The organism is Pseudotabrizicola alkalilacus (assembly GCF_003443995.1).
GTDB lineage: Bacteria > Pseudomonadota > Alphaproteobacteria > Rhodobacterales > Rhodobacteraceae > Pseudotabrizicola > Pseudotabrizicola alkalilacus.
In genome coordinates this window covers 431,146-453,832 of record NZ_QWEY01000002.1, presented here as the reverse complement: position 1 = coordinate 453,832, position 22,687 = coordinate 431,146, and the positions used below count along the sequence as shown (strand labels likewise).

Below are 22,687 nucleotides of genomic sequence, written 5' to 3'. Positions count from 1 at the left end.
GCAACCCCAGGTTCAGTTCCCGGCGGCTGCCATCCTGCGGCCTTCCAGCACGCCCTCCAGCCAGCCCATCTTCATCTCGGGCACCGAGGACAGCAGCAGCGCGGTATAATCGTCAAACGGCGGCGCCAGCACATCGGTCTTGGCACCATAGCGCCGCACCTCGCCGCGATACATCACGGCGATGCGGTCCGCGATGGCGCGCACGGTGGCGAGGTCATGGGTGATGAACAGATAGGCCACCCCCTCCGCCGCCTGCAGCGCCAGCAAAAGCTTCAGGATGCCGTCCGCCACCAGCGGGTCCAGTGCCGAGGTCACCTCGTCGCAGATGATCAGCTTGGGCTTGGCCGCAAGCGCGCGGGCGATGCAGACCCGCTGCTTTTGCCCGCCCGACAGCTCTGCCGGGTAGCGGTCGATAAAGCCCTTGCCCATCTCGATCTGGTCCAGCAACTCCTGAATCCGTTTGCGCTTTGCCTCGCCCTTCAGGCCAAAGTAAAACTCCAGCGGCCGCCCGATGATGGTGCCCACCGTCTGACGCGGATTCATCGCAGTGTCGGCCATCTGATAGATCATCTGCACCTCGCGCAGATCATCGCGTGTCCGCGCAGCCAGTGCCGGGGCCAGCTCGCGCCCGGCAAAGCGGATACGCCCCTGCCCCGGCGGCAACAGCCCGGTGATCACACGCGCCAGCGTCGATTTGCCCGACCCGCTTTCTCCGACCACAGCCAAGGTCTGCCCCGCAGGCAGGTCCAGCGTGATGTTCTTGAGCACATCAAACTTGGTGCCCTGATAGCGCGCCGTCACATTCTGGATTTGCAGCACCGCAGGCGCGTCAGTCTTTTCGACATGCTCGATCGACCGGACCGAGACCAGCGCCTGCGTATAGGGCTCGCCCGGCGCGGTGATGATCTGTTCGGTCGCGCCATATTCCACCCGCTTGCCATGACGCAGCACCAGAATGTCATCCGCCACCTGCGCCACCACGGCAAGGTCATGCGTGATGTACAGCGCCGCGACTCCGGTATCGTGGATCGCCTCTTTGATCGCGGCCAGCACCTCGATCTGGGTGGTCACATCCAGCGCCGTGGTCGGCTCGTCAAAGATCACCAGATCGGGCTTCGGGCACAGCGCCATCGCCGTCATCGCGCGCTGCAACTGCCCGCCCGAGACCTGATGCGGATAGCGTTTGCCAAAGCTTTCCGGGTTGGGCAGGCCCAGCTTGCCAAACAGCATCACCGCGCGGGCCTCGGCTTCGGCCCGTCCCATCACCTTGTGCAACAGGCAGGTCTCGATCACCTGATCCATCAGCTGGATCGCCGGGTTGAACGCCGCCGCCGCCGATTGCGCCACATAGGTCACCTCGCGCCCGCGCAAGGCGCGAAGTGCCCGCGCATCAACCAGCCGAATATCGCGCCCGTTCAGGGTAATCGTCCCGCCGGTCAGCCGCACCCCACCCCGGCCATACGCCATCGACGACAGCCCGATGGTCGATTTCCCCGCCCCGGATTCACCGATCAGCCCCAGCACCCGGCCCTTTGCCACCGAGACAGAGACATCATCGACCAGCACCACATCACGCGGTGGCTCGCCCGGCGGATATGAGGTGGCCTCGATCCGCAGATTGCGGATCTCCAAAAGCATCTCAGCCATTCCGGGCCTCCTGAATTGCTGCTTTCCCAAATACTCCGCAGGGGGTCCGGGGGGCGCGAAGCCCCCCGGGGGCATCAGCCGCGCATACGATCAGGGTCATCCGCGCCCGCCTTTCAGACTGGTGGTGCGCGACAGCACCCAATCGGCCACCAGATTGACCGAAATCGCCAGTGCCGCGATGGCAAAGGCCGGGATTAGCGCCGCCGGAATGCCGTAGACCAGCCCCGAGGAGTTCTCCTTCACGATCCCGCCCCAATCGGCCAGCGGCGGTTGCACGCCAAGCCCAAGGAAGGAAAGCGTGGAGATGAACAGCACCGCAAAGATGAACCGCAGCCCCAGCTCCGCGACCAGCGGCGACAGCGCATTGGGCAGGATCTCGCGAAAGATGATCCAGGCCCAGCCTTCGCCGCGCAACCGGGCAGCCTCGACATAATCCATCACCGTGATGTCGACCGCCACCGCGCGGGCCAGACGAAACACCCGCGTCGCGTCCAGCAGGCCCATCACCAGGATCAGCACCGTCAGCGTCACCGGCAGCACCGACAGGATCACCAGCGCCAGGATCAGCGCCGGGATCGCCATCACCAGATCGACCATCCGGCTGAGCCCCTGATCGACCCAAGCCCCGGCCACCGCCGCCGAAAACCCCAGCACGGAGCCGAGCGTGAAACTCAGCACCGTCGCCGCCGAGGCGACAAAGATCGTGGTCTGCCCGCCATAGATCATCCGGCTCAGCAGATCACGTCCGATCGCATCGGTGCCAAGCCAATGCGTGGAGGATGCCGGGTCCCAGACCCCGCCGACAATCTCGGCCATGCCATACGGCGCGATCAGCGGCGCAAAAATTGCGGCCAGAAAGAACGCCCCGGTAAAGAACAGGCCCACAAGAGCGGAAATCGGTATCCTCATTTCGGGTGCCTCAGCCTTGGATTGGCAAGGATGGAGATCACATCCGCCATGATGTTCAGCCCGATATAGACGGCGGCAAAGATCAGCCCCACCGCCTGCACCACCGGCAGGTCACGCTTGGCCACATGGTCCACCAGATATTGCCCCATGCCCGGATAGACAAACACCACCTCGACCACGACCACACCCACCACCAGATAGGCCAGGTTCAGCATCACCACATTGACGACCGGCGCAACCGCATTGGGAAACGCATGGCGCCAGATCACCCGCATCGGCGTCAGGCCCTTCAGCTCTGCCGTCTCGATATAGGCCGACTGCATCACGTTCAGGATCGCCGCCCGCGTCATCCGCATCATATGCGCCAGCACCACCAGCACCAGCACGATCACCGGCAGGATCACCGCGTTCAGCCGCTCCATCATCCCCATGCCGGGAAACACCATCGCGACCGACGGAAACAGCTGCCATTTGACCGCAAGGAAATACAAGACGATATAGCCCACAACAAATTCCGGCAGGCTGATCGTCGACAGCGTTGCCCCGGAAATCAGCTTGTCCGGCCAGCGCCCGTTATAGCGCGCCGCCAACAGCCCCAGCAGAATGGCAAGCGGGACCGAGATCACCGCCGCCCAGCCCGCGAGAAACAGCGTATTGCCCAGCCGCTGGCTGATCGCCGCCGCAATATCGGTGCGGTTCGACAGCGAGGTTCCCAGATCGCCGGTCAGAATACCGCCAAGCCAGTTGAAATACCGGGTCAGCGCAGGCTGATCCAAGCCCATCTCGGTGCGCAGGTTGGCCAGCGCCTGCGGCGTCGCCGACTGGCCCAGTATCGCCTGCGCGGTGTCACCGGGCAGCGCCGCCACGCCAAGAAAGATCACAGCCGACACCGCCAGCAGGAGCAGGAGGCCCAGCGCAATGCGCTGGACCACCAGAGTCAAAACCGGATGCACGCGCCCCGGTCCTTATGCCAGCCAGCACTTGACATGGGCACGACCGTTCATCAGCTCGCCATTCGGGTCGGCTTCCCAGCCCTGCACCTCATCCCGCACGGCTTCGACGAAATCGTTGAACATCGGCAGGATCAGGCCGCCTTCGTCGCGCACGATCTTGGCCATTTCCGAATAGGTCGCCTTGCGGGTGTCGCTGTTCAGTTCCGCCCGTGCCGCCAGCAGCAGCTCGTCAAAGCGCGCGTTCTTGAACTTGGTGTCGTTCCAGTCAGCGGTAGACAGATAAGCCGTGGCGTACATCTGATCCTGCACCGGGCGACCGCCCCAATAGCTGGCGCAGAACGGCTCCACGTTCCAGACGTTTGACCAATAACCGTCATCCGGCTCGCGCTTGATCTCCAGCGGGATACCTGCCGCTGCGGCGGATTGCTGAAACAGCTGCGCCGCCTCGACCGCGCCGGGAAACGCACCTTGCGCCACCCGCAGAATGATCGGGCTGCCGTCATGGCCGGATTTCGCGTAGTGATCGGCAGCGGCCGCCGGATCGTATTCGCGCTGCGGAATGCTGTCATCAAACAGCGGATAGGCCGAGTTGATCGGGAAATCGTTGCCGATGCTGCCCAAGCCGCCAAGGATCTTGTCCACCATCTCCTGACGGTTGACCGCCAGTTTCAGCGCCATGCGCAGATCGTTGTTGTCAAACGGGGCCTTGTCGACATGCATGATGAACACATAGTGCCCGCGGCCGGGAACCGCCTTCACCTGCACGCCGGGCGCACGCTTCAACAACTCGGCGATTTTGGGATCGACCCGGTTGATCATGTGAACCTGACCCGACTGCACCGCAGCGGTCCGGGCCGTCCCGTCATTGATCACCAGAATCTCGGTCTGGTCCGCATGGCCGATGGTGTCGTCAAAGTAGTTTGCATGCTTTTCAAAGCCATGCCGGATACCTGGCTCATGCACCACCACCTTGTACGGCCCGGCACCAATGCCTTCGGTCGGGTTGTCAAAGCCGCCATTCGGCTGGATCACCAGGTGATAATCGGCCAGCAGGAACGGCAGGTCGGCATTGCCGCTCGCCAGTTTCAGCGTCACCATATCGCCCTCTGCCGACATCTCGCTGATGCCCTGCACGATCCCCAGCGCGCCCGACTGCGACTTCTCATCGGTGTGGCGGCGCAGCGTGGCGATCACGTCATCGGCAGTCACGGTCTTGCCATTGTGGAACTCGACCCCCTGGCGGATCTTGAACTTCCATTCGGTCGCATCGGCGTTGGCGCTGACCTCTTCGGCGATCCGCATGACCACTTCGCCGCCCGCGCTGACATCCACCAGCATTTCGCCCCAGGTGTAGTTCACCGCAAACGGCACCTCCGACGCGGCCAGCGCGGGATCAAGGCTGTTGGTCGACTCGCCGCCCTGCATCCCCATGCGGATCAGGCCGCCCTTCTTGGGTTCGGCATGCGCGGCTTTGGTGAACAGCGCCGAGGCCAGTCCGGCGGACACACCCAAAGCGGTGGTGCGGCCCACGAACTCGCGGCGCGACATGCGGCCTGCCTTGGCGGCAGCAATCATACGGTCAAGCGGATCTGTCATTCTGGTCGTCTCCCTGAATGGCTGCGGTTAACCCCGCGCCGGTTTTGTTGACTGGTGGATCAATAGAAACGGGTGTTTTGCCACGGGGCAACGATTCGTGCCCCGCAGCTTCGATTTTTTCAGACAAAGCGACGCATCACCTTTTCGTTGAAATCGCGGGAAAAGATCACTTTATCGCCCTCCCAGGCGGTCAGCGTGGCCTGCATGTGCAGATGCGACGCATCGCCGGTCATTACCGCCCTCGCCTCGGTGCGCACCTGCCAGTCGCCGCGCGACAGACGCTGCTCCCAGACATGGGTGGCCTTTGCCGACAGCGGGTCATCTGGATGAATTTCCCAGCGCTCCGTCAACGTCTCCCCCGAGCACAACCCATGCGTCAGATTTTCCACATCACCGCCATCCTCCAGCACGCACAAGGCTTGCGTGCCGGTGATCATGTCGGTCTCGACATAGCGCCGCGATTGCCCCGCCCGCAGCACCCGGTGCGCCCATGCCGGGGCCGCCTCCGGCTCCGGCGGCACCCACCCGTTGCCGCCCTGATGCACCGGCAGGGTCAGGCTGCCTTTGGTCAATGTCAGTTGGCCCTGCACCGGCGACGGCCAGACAAACGGCCAGTAGCTGTTCGACAGCGCCAGCCGCAGCCTGTGGCCCGCCGCCAGCCGATACGCCATCTGGTCCAGATCAAGGCAGATCTCTTCCGCCAGACCCGGCACCATCGGCTCCGGCGCCTCGCGGCTGTGCCGGTGGCACAGGTTCAGCATGCCATGCGCAATCCGCACCGAAGAGCCATCCGGGGCCACATCACAGAGCCGCGCCACCACGAAGCCCAAAGGCTGATCCGAGGCCAGCCGCAGCCACAGCCGCGCCGCACCCAACAGCGCCAAAGGTGCCTCCAGCACATCGCCGTCAAAGCACAGGCTCAGGGCATCATCCGCCGCCTGATCGCCGGGCATTTCGGCCTTCAGCCCCATCGGAAAAAACTCCCCCGCGGACAGGCCAAGCTGTTGCGGTGTAAACACAATCCGCTCAAAACCTGCGGTTTCGCCTTGCCCCAGATATGCGCGCGGGTCCCCGCCATTGCCCCCCGGCAACAGGGTCAACACCGTCTCGCTGACCGTCGGGCTGGGCCACTGATCCTCGGCCACCCAATGCCCGGCGCGGTGGCCGGCAGAGGCATCGGGCGGCGCGGAATGCAGCATATAGGCCCGCATTGCCGGGTCAGCCTCCGCCCCGTTTTCAACCCCCTTCAGCCAGCGGTCCCACCAGCGGATCGCCTCTTGCAGAAAGCCGATCGCCGGGCCGGGCACCGCCGTATGCGGGTACTGATGCACCCACGGCCCCACGATCCCCTTGGCCTGCGTGTTGCGCACCAGCGCATCCACCGTGTTCATGTAATTGTCCGCCCAGCCGCCGATCGACAGCACTGGCACCTGCATCCGGGCAAAATCCTCACAGATCGAGCCATGCCGCCAATAGTCATCGCGCGCCTGATGCGCCGCCCAGCGCGGTGCGAGCCACGGCTCTGCCTCCAGCCGCGCCAACCAGTCGGCCCGCCAATCCGGGCGCAACACCGGATCGGCCGGACGGCTGGAAAACGACAGCATCACCGCCCCCCAGCCGAAATTCTCGCCCAAAAGACACCCGCCCTTGAAATGGATGTCATCGGCAAAGCGGTCGGTGGTCGAGCAGACTGAAATCACCGCCTTTAACGCCGGAGGCTGCAGAAACGCAGTCTGCAAGCAATTGAAGCCGCCCCAGCTCTTGCCCATCATCCCGACCGTGCCCGAGCACCACGGCTGCGCCGCCAGCCAGCCGATGACGTCACAAGCGTCCTGCAACTCCTGCGCCGTGTATTCATCCACCATCAGCCCTTCACTGTCGCCATTGCCGCGCATATCGACCCGGACCGACGCATAGCCATGCCCCGCCACATAAGGATGCATCAGCTCATCGCGCGGCAAGGTGCCGTCGCGCTTGCGATAGGGAATATACTCCAGCACCGCCGGAACCGGGTGGGCCTCTGCATCGTCTGGCATCCACACCCGCGCCGAAAGCCGGGTGCCATCGGGCATGAAAATGCCCATATCCTCAAATTCGACCAAAGTTTTTGGAAACTCTTTAACAGTTTTCATGCGATCACTCCTCTGCACCACCTGTGGCGCATTCGGCTTGCACCTGTCGCAAGCGTTCAAGACAAGGCTGGCTCTGGCCAGCACCCTCCGGCCAGACCCCGGGACAAAAGGACGGACCCTCATGACGGACCCCAAGACGGATACCCCCAGCCAGCGCCCGAACATCCTGATCATCATGGTGGACCAGCTGACCGGAACCCTGTTTCCCGACGGCCCGGCCGATTTTCTGCACGCGCCCAACCTGCGCCTGCTGGCGCACCATTCGCTGCGGTTTCAGAACTGCTACACTGCCTCGCCGCTCTGCGCGCCGGCGCGGGCCTCGTTCATGTCGGGCCAACTGCCCAGCCGCACCCGCGTCTATGACAATGCGGCCGAATTTGCCTCCGATATCCCGACCTATGCCCATCACCTGCGCCGCGCGGGCTACTATACCGCACTCTCGGGCAAGATGCACTTCGTCGGCCCCGACCAGATGCACGGGTTCGAGGACCGGCTCACCACCGACATCTACCCCGCCGATTTCGGCTGGACCCCGGATTACCGCAAACCGGGCGAACGCATCGACTGGTGGTATCACAACCTCGGCTCGGTGACAGGGGCGGGCGTGGCCGAGATCACCAACCAGCTGGAATATGACGATGATGTCGCCTTTCAGGCGGTGCAGAAACTCTACGACTTGTCGCGCGGGGCGGAAACCCGCCCGTGGTGCCTCACCGTCAGCTTCACCCACCCGCACGACCCCTTCGTCGCGCGCCGCAAATACTGGGATCTGTACGAGAACGCCCCTGAACTCACCCCGCCCGAGCCGATCCCCTACGCCGCTCAAGATCCGCATTCCAAACGCCTGATGGATGCCTGCGACTGGCGCAGCTTCGACATCTCGCCCGAACAGATCCGCCGTGCGCGGCAGGGCTATTTCGCCAACATCTCCTATGTCGACGACAAGATCGGCGAAATCTTCGCCGTGCTGGAAGCCTCCCGGCAAGAGGCGGTGGTGGTCTTCCTGTCGGATCACGGGGAAATGCTGGGCGAACGCGGGCTGTGGTTCAAGATGAACTTCTTCGAGGGCTCTGCCCGCGTCCCCCTGATGATCTCTGCCCCCGGTCTCGACCCCGGCCTGATCACCGACCCGGTCTCCACCATCGACCTCACCCCCACCCTCGCTGCCCTCGCCGGGGTGGACATGGCCGAGGTGATGCCCTGGACCGATGGCGTTGACCTCACACCGATGGCCAGCGGTGGCAGCCGCCCGATGGTCGCCATGGAATACGCCGCCGAAGGAACGATCACCCCCATCGTCGCCCTGCGCGAAGGCGCGTGGAAATACATCCGCTGCCCCGCCGATCCCGAACAACTCTTTGACCTCGCCGCCGACCCGGAGGAGCGCAACAACCTCGCCACCGACCCCCGCGCCGCCCCGGTCCTCGACCACTTCCGCACCGCCGCCGACGCCCGCTGGGATCTGCCCCGCTTTGACGCCGCCGTCCGCGAAAGCCAGGCCCGCCGCTGGGTGGTCTATGACGCCCTGCGAAACGGTGCCTACTTCCCATGGGATTACCAACCCCTGCGCGCCGCCTCCGAACGCTACATGCGCAACCACATGGACCTGAACATCCTCGAAGACAGCAAGCGCTTTCCCCGCGGAGAGTAGCGCCGGGGCCAATGCCGGACGCCTCCGGCGGGAGTATTTGCAAAGCAGCAATATCAAAGGCCTGCGCCCTGCCTTTGCTGCTTGAAAAAATACTCCCCGCGGAGCGTCCGCCGCCAAAGCCGCACCACTCGGCAAGACATGCGGCACCGCACCGCATCCCGTGGCAACGCCGCCGAGCGGGGGCTCGATGCCCCCCGAGGCGGCTCCCGGCACAAGGTCCGCGTTACTGTGCATCTTCCAGCACGATCTGCGCGCCCTTCCACCCGGTCAGGATGGCAGGCGCATTGGTGTTCCCCGCGATGATGTTGGGAAAACTCGCGGCATCAATCACCCGCAGCCCCGCCACCCCCCGCACCCGCAGCCGCGCATCCAGCACGCTGGTCACGGCATCCGCTCCCATCCGGCAGGTGCAGCACGGGTGATAGACCGTCCCCGACCGCGCCCGGAAATCCGCGATCAGATCTTCGTCCGAGCGGATCTCGGGGCCGGGCCGCAACTCTTCCTTGATCAGCCGCGCCATCGCCGGTTGCGCCGCAATCCGGCGCAGGAATTTCACCGCTGCCAGCATCTCCCCGACATCATGCCCGGTCGCAAAGGCATTGGCCACGATCACCGGATGCGCCAGCGGGTCAGGACTGGCCAGCCGGATCTCCCCGCGCGAGGTCGGGCGACAGTTCGACAGCCCCAGCGACAGCCCCGACCACGGGTCCGGCGACAGGATCGGGCGCTCGCCATTGCGCGGGATCAGCGTCGAAAACGCCTGCATGTACAGCTGCATGTTGGGCCGCGTGAGGTCCGGACCGGTGCGGAAGAACCCGCCCGCATGGTTGATCGACTTGGCCAGCGGCCCGCGCCCGCCCAGCAGATATTGCAACCCCGCGAAGGCCTTGCCCCACCATGGCCGCAGCGCATCATTATAGGTCGGCACCCGCATCGACCAAGTATAGTTGATGCCCTGATGGTCGCTCAGATGCGCACCCACATTCGGGTTGTCCACCACCACCGGCAGCCCCATCTCCTGCAACAATGCTCCCGGCCCGATGCCCGACAGCTGCAACAGCTGTGGGCTGTTGATCGCCCCGCCCGACAGGATCACCTCGCCCCGCGCGCTCAAGCTGCGCGTCTCGCCGCCCTGCCGCAGGTCCACCCCCACGGCGCGGCCCGCCTCGATGATCACCCGTGTCACCTGCGCATGGGTCAGCACCCGCAGGTTGGGCCGCTTCATCGCCGGGCGCAAAAACGCCCGCGCGGTGGAATTGCGCCGCGCGCCCTTGATGGTCATCTGATAGACACCCGCGCCTTCCTGCGCCGCGCCATTAAAATCCGCCACCTCCGGCAGCCCGGCCTCGCCGCAGGCGGCGATGTAATCGCGCACCAGCGGGTGCAGCCCCTGCCGGTTGGCCGAGATGAACAGCGGCCCGCCCTGCCCGCGCCAGTTATCGCCCCCGGCCTCGTTGTCCTCGATCCGGCGATAGGCGGGCAGGCAGTCGTCCCAGCCCCAGCCCGGTGCCGCCGCCCCCCAGTCGTCATAATCCGCCCGGTGCCCCCGGATCCACACCATGGCGTTGATCGAGGATGACCCGCCCAACAGCCGCCCACGCGGCCAGTGGTCACGGTTGCCCGCAAGCCCCGGATCAGGCTCGGCACGGTACATCCAGTTGACCGCCGGATCGTAGAACAGCTTGCCATAGCCCAGTGGCATCTGCACATAAAACCGCCGGTCACTGCCCCCGGCCTCGATCAGCGTGACCTTGTGCTGCCCTGAGGCGCTCAGCCGCTCGGCCAGAACACAGCCCGCCGATCCGGCCCCCACGATGATGTAATCGCTGTCTTCCATAGCGCCCCGACTGCTGCCCCGAGAATTCCCAAGCCGCCAACCTAGCCGCGCGCCGTGCCACCACTTGCGCAAATGCGACATCCGGTGTCGCACCTATCGCCCCACCTCAAAGCGCGGCGCGTAAGTGACCGGAAACGCGACCGAGCGTGCAATGAAGCATACGGCATGAATGCGGTGGTGAATGGCTTCTGCCACCGCCAGATCAGCCCCCGGCGCAAGTGCGATGACCGGCCGCAACTCCACCGCCGTAAACCGCCCGGCGCCGCCCGGCCCGATTTCTCCGGCGCCAACCGGGCAATCCTCATACGCCGTCACCACGATCCCCGCCTCCGAGGCGTAATGCAGATACCACAGCATATGACAGGCCGAGAGCGCCGAGAGCAGCAGGTCTTCGGGGTTCATCTTGCCCGGATCGCCGCCCAGCAGTGGATCGTTTGAGCACTCCACCACCGGTTTGCCCGGCACCGCAATCTCCCAGGTCCGCGCATAGCCGCGATAGCTGCGCGTGCCCTCACCCGTATTCCCGGTCCAGACGATCCGGCTGGTATAGTCATGCGTTGCCATTGCCTTGCCCTTTCATCTTGGCCCAAATACTCATCTTTCGCGCGTGCCGCCTCACCGCCCCTTCCAGACCGGCTCCCGCTTTTCGGCAAAGGCGCGCGCGCCTTCCAACTGATCCTCGCTCGAATACAGCCGGTCCACCGTCGGCAACTGCCGCTTGGTGATCCGGTTCAGCGCGTCCTGAAACCGCATGTCCTCGGCCTCGCGCACCACTTCCTTGATCGCCGCATAGACCAGCGGCGGCCCGGATTCCAAAAGCCGCGCCAGAGCCCAGGCCTTTGGCAACAGGTCTTCGGTCGTGGTGATCTCCTTGAGCAGTCCCCAGCGCAGCGCCTCTTCGGCATCAAACCAGCGCCCGGTCAGCAACAGGTCCATCGCGACGTGATAGGGAATGCGCTTGGGCAGCTTGATGCTGGCCGCATCCGCCACCGTGCCGGACCGGATTTCGGGCAGGGCAAAGGTCGCATTGGCCGATGCCAGGATCAGATCACAGGAAAGTGCAAGTTCCAGCCCGCCGCCACAGCATATTCCATTCACCGCCGCGATGACGGGTTTGTTGAGATTTGGCAATTCCTGCAAACCGCCAAAGCCGCCCACCCCATAGTCGCCATCAACAGCATCGCCGCCCGCCGCTGCCTTCAGATCCCAGCCGGGGCAAAAGAACTTGCTCCCCTCCGCGCGCAGGATCGCCACGCGCAGACTGTCCTCATCGCGAAAGGCGCGGAACACCTGCCCCATGATCCGGCTGGTCACCAGATCAATCGCATTGGCCTTTGGCCGGTCCAGAGTCACCTCCAGCACCGCGCCCTCGCGGCGTGTCCTGATCGGACCTTCGCTCAGTATCTCCATCATCTATCCCTTCCGTATCAACGCATCGACCGCCACCGCACCCGTGGCAAACACCAGCACCGGGTTCAGCTCGATCTCTTCAAATGTGTCATCCTGCATCAGATCACACAGCCGCCCGACCAGATCGGCCAGCGCCGCCAGATCCGCCCGCGCCCGGCCCCGGTAGCCATCCAGCAGCGGAAACAGCCGCAACCGCCGCAGCGCGCCCAGCACCTCGTCAGGCGTCACCGGCAGCACGAGCGTCACCGTATCGGCCAACAGCTCCGCCGTCACCCCGCCCATGCCCAGCGTCAGCGCCACGCCGTATACCGGATCGCGCCGCAGCCCCACCAGCACCTCGGCAACAGCCCCCGTGGCCATCTCCTCCACCAGATAGCCCGTGACCCCCGGCATCTCCGCCTGTCCATCCAGCGTGGACAGCCCCAGCCGCACCGCCCCGGCCTCGGTCTTGTGGGCAAACCCCAACCCCTTGAGTACCAAAGGCGGCACCAGCCCGCCCGCCCGCGCCGACACCTCCGCCAGCGTCCGACCCGTCACGCCCGCAGGCACCGCCGCCCCCGCGCCCCGCAACAGATCCTTCGCCTCTGACTCATCCAGCAGCCGGGCCTCCCGCGCGGCGCGGGCCGTCAAAGGCACCTCCGGCACCACGCCCCAGACCCCCTGCGCCGCCCGGATCGCCCCCAAAGCGGCCTCCAGCCCCATCAACGGCACCACGCCCTGCGCCATCATGCCTTCCGCCAAAGCCTCATCGAAATTCTCGGGCAAAGAGGCCACCGGAAAGGCCGGCTTCCCCGTCGCCTGCGCCGCCGTGACAATGGCCTCCAGCGCGGGCCGGAACGACGCCGGGTCACAGCGGTCCGGGCGCGGCGGGTCAATGATGAACACCCCCGCATCATACCCGGCCAGCATCGTGGTAAACACATCCGCCGTGCGCGGCCCGTCGCCCCAGATAAACGTATGATAATCCAGCGGATTGGCGATGGTCACGATCGGGCCCAGAATTTCCCCCAACCGCAGGCGCTGCGCCTCTGACGGTGGCGGAAAGTCCAGCCCCGCCGCCGCGCCCAGATCGGCCACCAGCCCCGCCTCGCCCCCCGAACAGGACAGCGAGCACAGGCGCGGCCCCAGCCCCCGGCCATGCGCGTGGAAAATCTTCAGCACCTCCAGCAGCTCCGGCAAGGTCGCGACTTCAGCAATCCCCGCCTTGCACAGATAGGCCGAGGACACCGCCGCCTCCCCGGCGAGCGACGCGGTATGCGAGGCCGCCGCCACCCGGCTCAACTCGGTCTTGCCGGATTTCAGGCAGACAATCCCCTTGCCCATCAGCGCCGCGTCTGCCGCCAGCCGCGCCAGTGCGGGCGCGTCGTCGATGCCCTCGACATACATGCCCAGCGCTGTCACCCGCTCATCCGCCAACAGCGCCCCGGCCAACTCCGCCAGCCCGACCTGCGCCGCATTGCCCAGACAGGCGACATAGGCCACCGGCAACCCCCGCGCCTGCATGGTCAGGTTGATCACGATATTCGACGATTGCGACAGCAAGGCCACGCCCCGCGCCACCCGCCGCCCACCATGCTGATCGGGCCACAAGAGCGCGCCGTCGAGATAGTTGATCACGCCATAGCAATTTGGCCCCAGCACCGGCATCTCCCCCGCCGCCGCCACCAACTCCGCCTGCAACCCGGCCTCCCCCGCCTCTTCCCAGCCCGAGGCAAAACAGATCGCCCCGCCCGCCCCCATGGCGGCAAGGTCCTGGACCACTCCCAGCGTGGCATGCCGGTTGACCCCGATGAACGTGGCATCCGGCGGTTCAGGCAGATCCGCCAGAGAGCGAAAAGCTGCCACGCCGCCCACCTGATCGCGCTTCGGATGCACCGGCCAGACCGGCCCGGAAAATCCCATCTTCTGGCATTGCGCGATGACATTCTCAGCCCAGCCCGCGCCAAGCACGGCAATCGAGCGCGGACGCAGCAGGCGCGAGAGGCGCGTCATGTCCGACCTCGCGCTCTGTGCCGAACCCCGGGGGCTTTGCCCCCGGACCCCCAGGATATTTTCAGACAGAAAATGAGAACGCCCCGCTCCCAACTCGAGAACGGGGCGCCATTTCCCGTCACGGTCATCGGCGTCCCCGCCTGTACCGTGCTTTCAGAAGATATGATTCTGGTTGCCAAATGCTTAACCTTGCCCTGCGCTCTTCCCATTTTCTGTCCTCAAGTATCCCGGGGTCCGGGGCAGAGCCCCGGGGGTTGGCCCAAGGCGTGCCGTTCAGCCGCCCTGCGCTCTCAGCAATTCCCGACTGATGATGTGGCGCTGGATTTCCGACGTGCCTTCCCAGATCCGCTCCACCCGCGCGTCGCGCCAGATGCGTTCCAGCGGCAGCTCGTCCATCAGCCCCATGCCGCCGTGAATCTGGATCGCCTCATCGGCGATCATCGCCAGGACTTCGGTGGCTTTCAGCTTGGCCATGCTCATGTCGGCCTCGGTCACCGTGGCCTGATCGAATTTCCACGCCGCCTCCCAGGTCAGCAGCTCCGCCGCTTTCAGCTCCATCGCCATATCGGCGAGCTTGAAGCTCACACCCTGAAACTTGCCGATGGCCTGCCCGAACTGGTGGCGCTCCGCCGCATAGGCGATGGCAAGCTGCAAGGCGCGGTCGGCGCGGCCAAGGCAGGTGGCGGCCACCTGCAGCCGGGTGGCACCAAGCCAGGTATTGGCGACCTCAAACCCCTTGTGCGGTTCGCCCAGCACGTTTTCGGCGGGCACCCGACACTCATCAAACTCCAGCACCGCATTGGTATAGCCCCGGTGACTGACATTGCGATACCCGTCGCGCACGGTGAAGCCCTTTGTCCCCTTGTCGACAAAGAACGCGGTGATCTTTTTCTTGGGCCCGCGCGGGGTGTCTTCCTCACCTGTCGCCATGAAGGCGATGGTGAAACCTGCAAGGTCAGCATGGCTGATGAAATGTTTGGTGCCGTTCAGCACCCAGTCACTGCCCTCCTGCCGGGCCGAGGCTTTCATGCCGCGCAGGTCCGACCCCGCGCCGGGTTCGGTCATCGCCAGACAATCCCAGGTCTCGCCCCGGATGCAGGGCATCAGATAGCGCGCGCGCTGTTCCGGTGTTCCCGCCAGCAGGATGTTAGACGGGCGCGCGACACAGGTCCAGTGCAGCGCATAATTCGCCCGGCCCAGCTCGCGCTCATAAAGCAGCCAGGACAGGGTATCGAGGCCCGCGCCACCGACCTCGGCTGGCATATTGGCGGCGTAGAGCCCGGCGGCCATCGCCTTTGACTGGATCTCGCGGATCAGCTCCAGCGGCAGGTGGCCCGCGCGTTCCACTGCCAACTCGTGCGGATAAATCTCCGCCTCGACAAAGGCGCGGGTGGTGTCGATGATCATCCGCTGTTCGTCGGTCAGGGCAAAGTGCATCAGGCGTTCCTTTGTCCGACATGACGGCCCGCCGCATCGGGGCGCGGCAGCGAAGCATGGGCCTGCGCGATCGGCAGCAGCCGGTCGAGGATCGCCTGAGGGGCGGCGCAAGTCTTGCCCTTGGCCATATCGACATGCAGCAGCATCTGTTCCAGCGTGGCCACCGGCTGGCCGTCCCGCAGGATGCGGATGAAAAGATGCAGCCGTTTCTCATCCGCCGCCAGCACCTGCACGGTGCCGGTCAGCGCATCGCCCAGCTTGGCCTCGCCCAGATGCACCAGATGGGTCTCGGCGGTGTAATAGCTGAACCCGGTGCCGACATAGGCGATATCCGCGCCGATATGGCGCAGAAACGCATCCACGGTTTCGGAAGAGGCGAACAGATAGCGGCTTTCGGTCATATGACCGTTGTAGTCGATCCAGCCCGGCAGCACCGTCAGCCGCGCCGCCTCCATCGGCCCGTCGCCTGGCACCGGCGCGGGCAGGTTGGCCCGGCGACGCGCGTCATGCTCCAAGAGCACCTTGCCCGCGCCCCAGTTGCGCTCCTTCAGCACCCGCAGAAACCCGGTCAGGTTCTGGTCACGGATGCGCTCCAGTTGGCGGATGGTGTGGTGCCCCGACTGCGCGTCCGACTGCCCGGCGATCAGATCGACCAGCTCTTCGGTGAACTCCGGCACATCGGTCAGTTTGGTCCAGGGCCATTGCAGACACGGCCCGAACTGCGCCATGAAGTGTTTCATTCCGGCCTCGCCCCCCGCCACCCGGTAGGTTTCAAACAGCCCCATCTGGCCCCAGCGCAGGCCAAACCCCATGCGGATCGCCTCGTCAATTTCCTCGGTCGTGGCCACGCCGTCCTTGACCAGCCACAACGCCTCACGCCAAACCGCTTCCAGGAAGCGGTCGGCAATATGGGCGTCGATCTCCTTGCGCACGTGCAGCGGGAACATCCCGATCTCGCGCAGGATCTCCTTTGCGGTCTCGATCACGGCCGGGTCGGAGGCAGGCGACGGCACCACCTCGGCCAGCGGCAACAGGTAGACCGGGTTGAACGGATGGGCGACAAAGATCACCGCCGGGTTGGCGGCGTTTTGTTGCAATTCCGAAGGTTTGAAGCCAGAAGTCGAGCTTCCGATCGGGGTGCCGGATGCGACTTGTTGGATTTGTGCAAACACCCGGTGCTTCAGTTCCAGCCGCTCGCTGACCGATTCCTGAATGTAATCCGCACCCTCGACCGCCTCGGTCAGCGAGGCGGCAAAGACCAGCTGCCCCTCGGCGGGCATCGGCCCGTCCGACAGCGCGGGCAGCGCAGCGCGGGCATTGTCCAGCACCTCGCCCACCTTGCGCGGGGCCTCCGGGTCGGGGTCGAACACCGCCACATCCCAGCCGTTGAGCAGGAACCGCGCCGCCCAGCCGCCGCCGATCACCCCGCCGCCAATGATTGCCGCCTTGCGCGCCATCCGTCATCCCCTGTCTTGCTTTTGTCAGCGCCCCCCACCCCGGCCCTCCCCCACAAGGGGGGGAGGGAGGCGCAGTTGGCAGGCGTTACCTCTGATCCGTCCGCTGCAACGCAGCCTCGTCATAGCCGTTCTTGCGGAACACCGACCCCGCCCAGCGCCGCTCGGCTTGCGTCACCTCGCGGTCACGATGCAGCATCCAGCCCGCCAGCCGGGTCGGCGTGCCGACCAGCAGCGTGCGACCGTCGCGGCTTTGCCCGATCACCCAGTAATCCCCGGCAAACGGCACACCGGCCAGCTTGACCTTGAACTGCCCCGGCCCCACCGGCACAGCGGTCCCGGTGATCTGCACCACCTGCCCGTCTTTGCGGCAGCGGTTGACCACGCTCAACCCGCCCTCCATCGCGCCATAACTCGCCGTGGTATGGCTGCACCCGTCCTGAAACGGCGCGGGAAAGCTTGCCACCTCGTACCACGTCCCCAGCAAGCGCTCGGGGGCAATATCCAGCAGATACATCGGTGCCGCAGCATAGCGCGGCGACGGCGTATGCGGGTCGCACCCTGCCAACGCCAACGCAGCCAGCAAAAGAAGTCGTTTCATAGCGGGGCCCTTTTCTCCAGTTTCAGCCGCGCCCGCACCTCGGCGGGGGTGATCACCCGCGCGCCCATGTTCTCGATGATCGTGGCCGCGCGCTCGACCAGCTGAGCATTGGTCGCAAGCACCCCTTTGTCGAGCCAAAGGTTGTCCTCCAGCCCGACCCGCACATTGCCACCGCCCAGCACCGAGGCCGCAACATAGGGCATCTGGTGCCGCCCAAGGGCAAAGGCCGACCAGTGCCAACCGGCGGGCACATTGTTGACCATCGCCATGAAGGTGTTGAGATCATCCGGCGCGCCCCAGGGCACGCCCATGCACAGTTGCACCAGCACCGGCTCGGGGATCACGCCCTCACGCACCAGTTCTTTCGCCAGCCACAGATGCCCGGTGTCAAACGCCTCAATCTCGATCCGCACGCCCGCCGCCGTCATCCGACGCGCCATGTCGCGCAGCATGCCCGGCGTGTTGACCATCACATAATCGGCCTCGTTGAAGTTCATCGTGCCGCAATCCAGCGTGCAGATCTCGGGGCGGCAGTCCACCACATGCGCCACCCGCTCGGCAGCCCCGGCCATGTCGGACCGTGGCCCGATCCGGCCCATATCCTCGGTGCCCTCGAAATAGATGTCGCCGCCCATACCGGCGGTCAGGTTCAGCACCACATCCTCGCCCGCATCGCGGATACGCTCGGTGACTTCGCGGTACAGCGCCAAAGCGCGCGACGGCTTGCCGGTCTCGGGGTCGCGCACATGGCAATGCACCACCGCCGCCCCCGCCTTCGCGGCATCAATGGCAGAGTCGGCAATCTGCTTCGGGCTGCGCGGCACATGCGGGCTGCGGTCTTGCGTGGCCCCCGATCCGGTCACGGCACAGGTGATGAAAACCTCGCGGTTTATGGTCAATGGCATGGCATCCCCCTTTGTTGCCGCCAGCTTAACGCTCTTGTCAGCCCGCGCTTTGCAATTTACGAAATCAGCATGACGGAAAATGCCCTCTTTGCCCCGGCCCAAAGCCCGCTCGACATCGCCGTGTTGGTGCTGCCGCATTGCTCCATTCTGGAAGTGGCTTCTGTGCTCGACCCGCTGCGCAATGCCAACCGCCAGTTGGGAACCGACGCCTTTCACTTTCGCATCGTCACCCCCGATGGCCAGCCTGCACCCTTGACCTGCGGCATCGAACTGCCCGCCTCCGGCCCGCTGGCCGCGGCCAAAGGCACCACGCTGCTGATGGTGATCGCAGGCTATCGTCTGGCAGAGGTCGCCACCCGGCCGCTGATCCGCGACCTGCGCCGGATGGCGCATCAGTTTGCCGCGATTGGCGGCGTCGATGCCGCACCTTGGGTGCTGGCACGCGCCGGTCTGCTCGATGGCCACCGCGCCACCGTGCATTGGGAGGATCTGGAGGATCTGGCCCACCTGCACCCGCAGGTCACCGTCTGCCCCGACCGCTACGTGATCGACCGCAACCGGATAACAGCGGGCGGCGCTGCCCCCGCCTATGACCTGATGCTGCACCTGATCCGCGCCCGCCACGGCGCAGGCGTCGCGCGTCAGGTGGCACAAAGTTTCCTGCAACCTCCACGCCCCGGCCATGCCGCCCAGATCGCTCCCCCGCCCGGCCCGCTGACCTTGGACCCGGCGCTCGATCCGCGCGTGGCCCGCGTGCTGGCCCGGATGGAGGCCAGCCTCGATGCGCCCGAACCGATGGCGGCGCTCGCCGCCAGCGTCGGCCTGTCAGCCCGTCGTCTGGAAAGCCTGTTCCGCCAAAGCCTTGGCACCACGCCGGGCGCACATGCCCTGTCGCTCCGCCTCGCCGCCGCCCGCCGGATGCTGACCGACACCACACATCCCTTGGCCGAAATCGCCCTGCGCTGCGGCTTTTCCAGCCCCGCCACCCTGTCCCGCGCCTTCCGCCGCGCCTTCGGCCATCCTCCGGCGTCGCTCCGGCATTAGCGGGATCAGGGGGCGCTGCCCCCCGCCTTCGGCCCCCCCGGAGTATTGAGAAAGCAGCAATGCAAAGTCTGTCCCTGCTGAATTGCTGCTTTTGAAATACTCCGGGGGATGGGCCAAAGGCCCAAGGGGGCAGCGCCCCCTTTCCCCAGAAGATGAAGAAAGACTTAACTTGGCAGAATCAAGCCTTTGATTTCATTTGGTTTGATGACTTGTAACACAGGGGGAAGCCCTGAGCGGTCAGACCTCCTCCAGCAAGCCCCGGCCCTTCAGCAAAGCCTCCACCCCCGGCATCTTGCCCCGGAACTGCAGGTACAGCTGCTCGGCCTCCTCCGACCCGCCAGCGGCCAGAATGAACCGCTCAAGCCGCGCCGCAGTGGCCGGATCAAAGGCATCGCCCGCCTCTTCAAAGGCGGCAAAGGCATCGGCATCCATCACCTCAGACCACATGTAGGAATAGTAGCCGGAGGAATAGCCGTCGCCGGTGAAGATATGGGCGAAATGCGGGGTCGCATGCCGCATCCGGATCGCCCGGGGCATCCCCAGCGCCTCCAGCACCTCGGCCTGCTTCTGCATCGGATCGGCGGGGGGCGGGCTCTCATGGAACTCCAGATCGACAAGCGCAGAGGCCACGAATTCCACGGTGGAAAAGCCCTGATCATAGGTACTTGCCGCCAGCAGACGCGCCAGCATGTCCGCAGGCATCGGCTCGCCCGTTTGCCAGTGCCGGGCGTGCTGCTCCAGCACCGCAGGCACCTCCAGCCAATGCTCATAAAGCTGGCTCGGCAGCTCCACAAAGTCACGCGCGACCGAGGTGCCCGAGATGAAGCCATAGGTCACATCCGACAGCATCTGATGCAGGGCATGGCCGAATTCATGGAACAGGGTCCGCGCATCATCATAAGACAGCAGCGCCGGATCACCCTTGGCGAAGTTGCAGACGTTGACGACGATGGGGCGCACCTCACCGCCCAGCTTGCGCTGCGAGCGCATGGCCGAGCACCAGGCGCCGGAGCGCTTTGACCCGCGGGCAAAGTAATCGCCCAGGAACACCGCCACATGCGCACCATTCCGGGTCACTTCCCAGCCGCGCACATCCGGGTGATAGAACGGCCCCTCAAGTTCACGGAACTCCAGCCCGAACAGCCGGTTGGCGCAGTCGAACTGCGCCGCCAGCATCGCATCGAGCGAGAGATAGGGTTTCAGCGCGGCCTCATCCAGATCATGCTCGGCGCGGCGGCGTTTTTCGCTGTAATAGCGCCAGTCCCACGGCTCCAGCGGTCCGGAGATGCCATCGGCCAGCAGCATCGCCTCCAGCATCGTTGCATCCGCCCCGGCCTTTGCCCGCGCAGGCTGCCAGACCCGCAGCAGCAGATCGCGCACCGCCGCCGGGGTTTTCGCCATCTCCGGCTCCAGCTTGTAATCGGCAAAACTGGCATAGCCCAAAAGCTTTGCCCGCTCGTCGCGCAATGCCAGGATTTCCGCCGCAATCCCCCGGTTGTCATGGGCGTTGCCATTGGCTCCGCGCGCGCCCCAAGCCTCATAGGCCTGCTTGCGCAACGCGCGGCGCGGCGAGAATTGCAGGAACGGTACGATCAGCGAGCGGTTGAGGGTCACAACCGGCCCGCCGGCGTCACGCTCCTGCCCCGCCGCGCGGGCGCTGGCCACCACAAATTCCGGCAACCCTTCCAGATCGGCCTCGTCCAGCGGCATGAACCACTCACGCTCATCCGCCAGCAGGTTCTGGCTGAACTGGGTGCCCAGAACCGCCAGCCGCGATTTCACCGCCGTCAACCGCGCCGCCGCATCGCCCTCCAGCTGCGCGCCGGAGCGGACGAACATCTGGCGATACAGCGTCAGCACCCGCATCTGCTCGGGCGTCAGGTCCAGCGCGTCGCGCGTGGCCCACAGCGACTCGATCCGGGCAAAAAGCGCCTTGTTGTTCGACACTTCCGAGGAAAACGCGCTCATCTTCGGGGCCAGATCGCGCATCAGCGCCTCACGCGCCTCGTTCGAATCTGCCCCGGCAAGGTTGTAGAACACCCCCGCCACCCGGTCCAACCCGCCCTCGGCCAGCTCCAGCGCGTCGATCACATTGGCAAAGGTCGGCGCGTCAGCGTTGTCGGCGATCGCTGCGATATTCGTCCGCGCCTCGGCCAAGGCCGCGTCAAACGCGGGCGCGAAATCTTCGTCCCGGATCAGGTCAAACGGCGGCAAGCCAAAGGGCGTGGTCCAGTCTTGTGCAAAAACGGTCATGGGGGTCTCCTTTGCCCCAATAGCTAGGCACGCCAGCCGCAAAGGTCCACACCCCATGGGCTTGCTGCTTTCCAAATACTCCCGCGCGGAGCGCTTCTGCCCGTGTCGCTAGCGAAACCGGTCCAGAAGTTTCTGCATCGGGCTGCGGCTGTCGGTTTCCTCGGCGGCGGGTGCCGGTTTGGCCTCGGGTTGGGCGTCCGACTTGGGCTCCCGTTTGGCCTCGGGCCTCGCTTTGTCCGACGACCGGGGTGGGGCCACCCTCAGGGCGACCGCGTTCAGGAATTTCGGCCCGTCCCCTGCCGCCAGATGCGCCGCACCATCCGACAGCCCACGCAGCAGATCCTCCAGCCAGTCCTGATCCGCCTTGGCGAAATCGTGCAGCACGTAAGCCGCCACCGCATCCTTGTGCCCCGGATGGCCGATGCCAAGCCGCACCCGGCCGTAGCCTTCGCCGACCGTGCTACTGATCGAGCGCAGCCCGTTGTGCCCGGCATGGCCACCGCCCTGCTTGATCCGGCATTTGCCGGGGGCGAGGTCCAGCTCGTCATGAAACACGGTGATATCGGTCAGTGCCAGCTTGTAGAACGCCATTGCCGCCTGCACCGACTGGCCCGACAGGTTCATGAAGGTGCCGGGTTTCAGCGCCAGCACCTTTTCATCGCCCAGCCGCCCCTCGGCCACCTCGCCCTTGAACGCCGGTTTCCACGGGCCAAAACCATGGTCCGCCGTGATCCGGTCCACCGCCATGAATCCGATATTGTGTCGGTTGCCCGCGTATTTCGCACCCGGATTGCCAAGACCTACAAGCAGTTTCATTGCGCTCTCCTGTTGCCCCTTCCTTGACGAAGCCGGCGGCAGCCGTCAAG

The 22,687-nt window shown here is 65.3% G+C and carries 17 protein-coding genes; 2 read left to right on the top strand and 15 right to left on the bottom strand.

Annotated features, from left to right (window positions below):
* Window positions 1-12: 12 nt before the first annotated feature.
* From D1012_RS06150 to D1012_RS06130, 5 genes are all read right to left on the bottom strand, one after another.
* On the bottom strand, window positions 13-1,647 hold the full coding sequence (locus D1012_RS06150) for an ABC transporter ATP-binding protein (protein ID WP_118150446.1): 1,635 nt from the start codon (window positions 1,645-1,647) through the stop codon (window positions 13-15).
* A 96-nt stretch (window positions 1,648-1,743) separates the two neighbouring features.
* Window positions 1,744-2,556 (bottom strand): ABC transporter permease, encoded by an 813-nt coding sequence (locus tag D1012_RS06145; protein WP_118150445.1) that lies wholly within the window; start codon window positions 2,554-2,556, stop codon window positions 1,744-1,746.
* Window positions 2,553-3,509 (bottom strand): ABC transporter permease, encoded by a 957-nt coding sequence (locus tag D1012_RS06140; protein ID WP_118150444.1) that lies wholly within the window; start codon window positions 3,507-3,509, stop codon window positions 2,553-2,555. The genes D1012_RS06145 and D1012_RS06140 overlap by 4 nt, the downstream gene beginning before the upstream one ends.
* Window positions 3,510-3,521: 12 nt before the next feature.
* A complete protein-coding gene (locus tag D1012_RS06135; protein ID WP_118150443.1) occupies window positions 3,522-5,105 on the bottom strand; it encodes an ABC transporter substrate-binding protein in 1,584 nt (527 codons plus the stop codon).
* A gap of 119 nt (window positions 5,106-5,224) precedes the next feature.
* The gene (locus tag D1012_RS06130; RefSeq protein WP_118150442.1) at window positions 5,225-7,237 is read right to left on the bottom strand and encodes a CocE/NonD family hydrolase; all 2,013 of its coding nucleotides are present in this window, start codon (window positions 7,235-7,237) and stop codon (window positions 5,225-5,227) included.
* A 121-nt stretch (window positions 7,238-7,358) separates the two neighbouring features.
* Here D1012_RS06130 and betC point away from each other — a divergent pair, with 121 nt between their 5' ends.
* On the top strand, window positions 7,359-8,888 hold the full coding sequence (gene betC, locus D1012_RS06125; RefSeq protein WP_118150441.1) for a choline-sulfatase: 1,530 nt from the start codon (window positions 7,359-7,361) through the stop codon (window positions 8,886-8,888).
* A 223-nt stretch (window positions 8,889-9,111) separates the two neighbouring features.
* On the opposite strand, the gene D1012_RS06120 is transcribed toward betC, so the two are convergent.
* The 8 genes from D1012_RS06120 to bcoG form a co-directional block, all read right to left on the bottom strand.
* Complete coding sequence (locus tag D1012_RS06120) at window positions 9,112-10,725, bottom strand: GMC family oxidoreductase (protein WP_118150440.1); 1,614 nt, start codon at window positions 10,723-10,725, stop codon at window positions 9,112-9,114.
* Between the two features lie 93 nt (window positions 10,726-10,818).
* Entirely contained in the window at window positions 10,819-11,289 is a 471-nt protein-coding gene (locus D1012_RS06115; RefSeq protein WP_118150439.1) for an OsmC family protein, read from the bottom strand.
* A 51-nt stretch (window positions 11,290-11,340) separates the two neighbouring features.
* Complete coding sequence (locus D1012_RS06110; RefSeq protein ID WP_118150438.1) at window positions 11,341-12,138, bottom strand: carnitinyl-CoA dehydratase; 798 nt, start codon at window positions 12,136-12,138, stop codon at window positions 11,341-11,343.
* The gene (locus tag D1012_RS06105) at window positions 12,139-14,127 is read right to left on the bottom strand and encodes an acetate--CoA ligase family protein (RefSeq protein WP_118150437.1); all 1,989 of its coding nucleotides are present in this window, start codon (window positions 14,125-14,127) and stop codon (window positions 12,139-12,141) included. It lies immediately after the preceding gene.
* A gap of 273 nt (window positions 14,128-14,400) precedes the next feature.
* The gene (locus tag D1012_RS06100) at window positions 14,401-15,564 is read right to left on the bottom strand and encodes an acyl-CoA dehydrogenase family protein (RefSeq protein WP_118150436.1); all 1,164 of its coding nucleotides are present in this window, start codon (window positions 15,562-15,564) and stop codon (window positions 14,401-14,403) included.
* The gene (locus tag D1012_RS06095) at window positions 15,564-17,021 is read right to left on the bottom strand and encodes a carnitine 3-dehydrogenase (RefSeq protein WP_118150435.1); all 1,458 of its coding nucleotides are present in this window, start codon (window positions 17,019-17,021) and stop codon (window positions 15,564-15,566) included. Before D1012_RS06095 ends, D1012_RS06100 begins: the two co-directional genes overlap by 1 nt.
* Before the next feature lie 85 nt (window positions 17,022-17,106).
* Window positions 17,107-17,619 carry a lipocalin family protein gene (locus D1012_RS06090; RefSeq protein WP_118150434.1) on the bottom strand — a complete coding sequence of 171 codons (513 nt, stop codon included), beginning with the start codon at window positions 17,617-17,619 and terminating at the stop codon, window positions 17,107-17,109.
* Window positions 17,616-18,524, bottom strand: a complete 909-nt coding sequence (gene bcoG / locus D1012_RS06085) for a 3-dehydrocarnitine:acetyl-CoA trimethylamine transferase BcoG (protein WP_118150433.1) — start codon at window positions 18,522-18,524, stop codon at window positions 17,616-17,618. The genes D1012_RS06090 and bcoG overlap by 4 nt, the downstream gene beginning before the upstream one ends.
* Window positions 18,525-18,593: 69 nt before the next feature.
* Between bcoG and D1012_RS06080 the strand changes: the two genes are divergently transcribed.
* A complete protein-coding gene (locus D1012_RS06080) occupies window positions 18,594-19,568 on the top strand; it encodes a GlxA family transcriptional regulator (RefSeq protein ID WP_118150432.1) in 975 nt (324 codons plus the stop codon).
* Between the two features lie 237 nt (window positions 19,569-19,805).
* Here D1012_RS06080 and D1012_RS06075 read toward each other — a convergent pair whose 3' ends face one another.
* Together D1012_RS06075 and pth are read right to left on the bottom strand one after the other, a co-directional pair.
* Window positions 19,806-21,821, bottom strand: a complete 2,016-nt coding sequence (locus D1012_RS06075) for a M3 family metallopeptidase (RefSeq protein WP_118150431.1) — start codon at window positions 21,819-21,821, stop codon at window positions 19,806-19,808.
* Between the two features lie 108 nt (window positions 21,822-21,929).
* Window positions 21,930-22,637: an aminoacyl-tRNA hydrolase gene (gene pth, locus D1012_RS06070; RefSeq protein ID WP_118150430.1), complete on the bottom strand. Its 708-nt coding sequence runs from the start codon at window positions 22,635-22,637 to the stop codon at window positions 21,930-21,932.
* Window positions 22,638-22,687 lie beyond the last annotated feature (50 nt).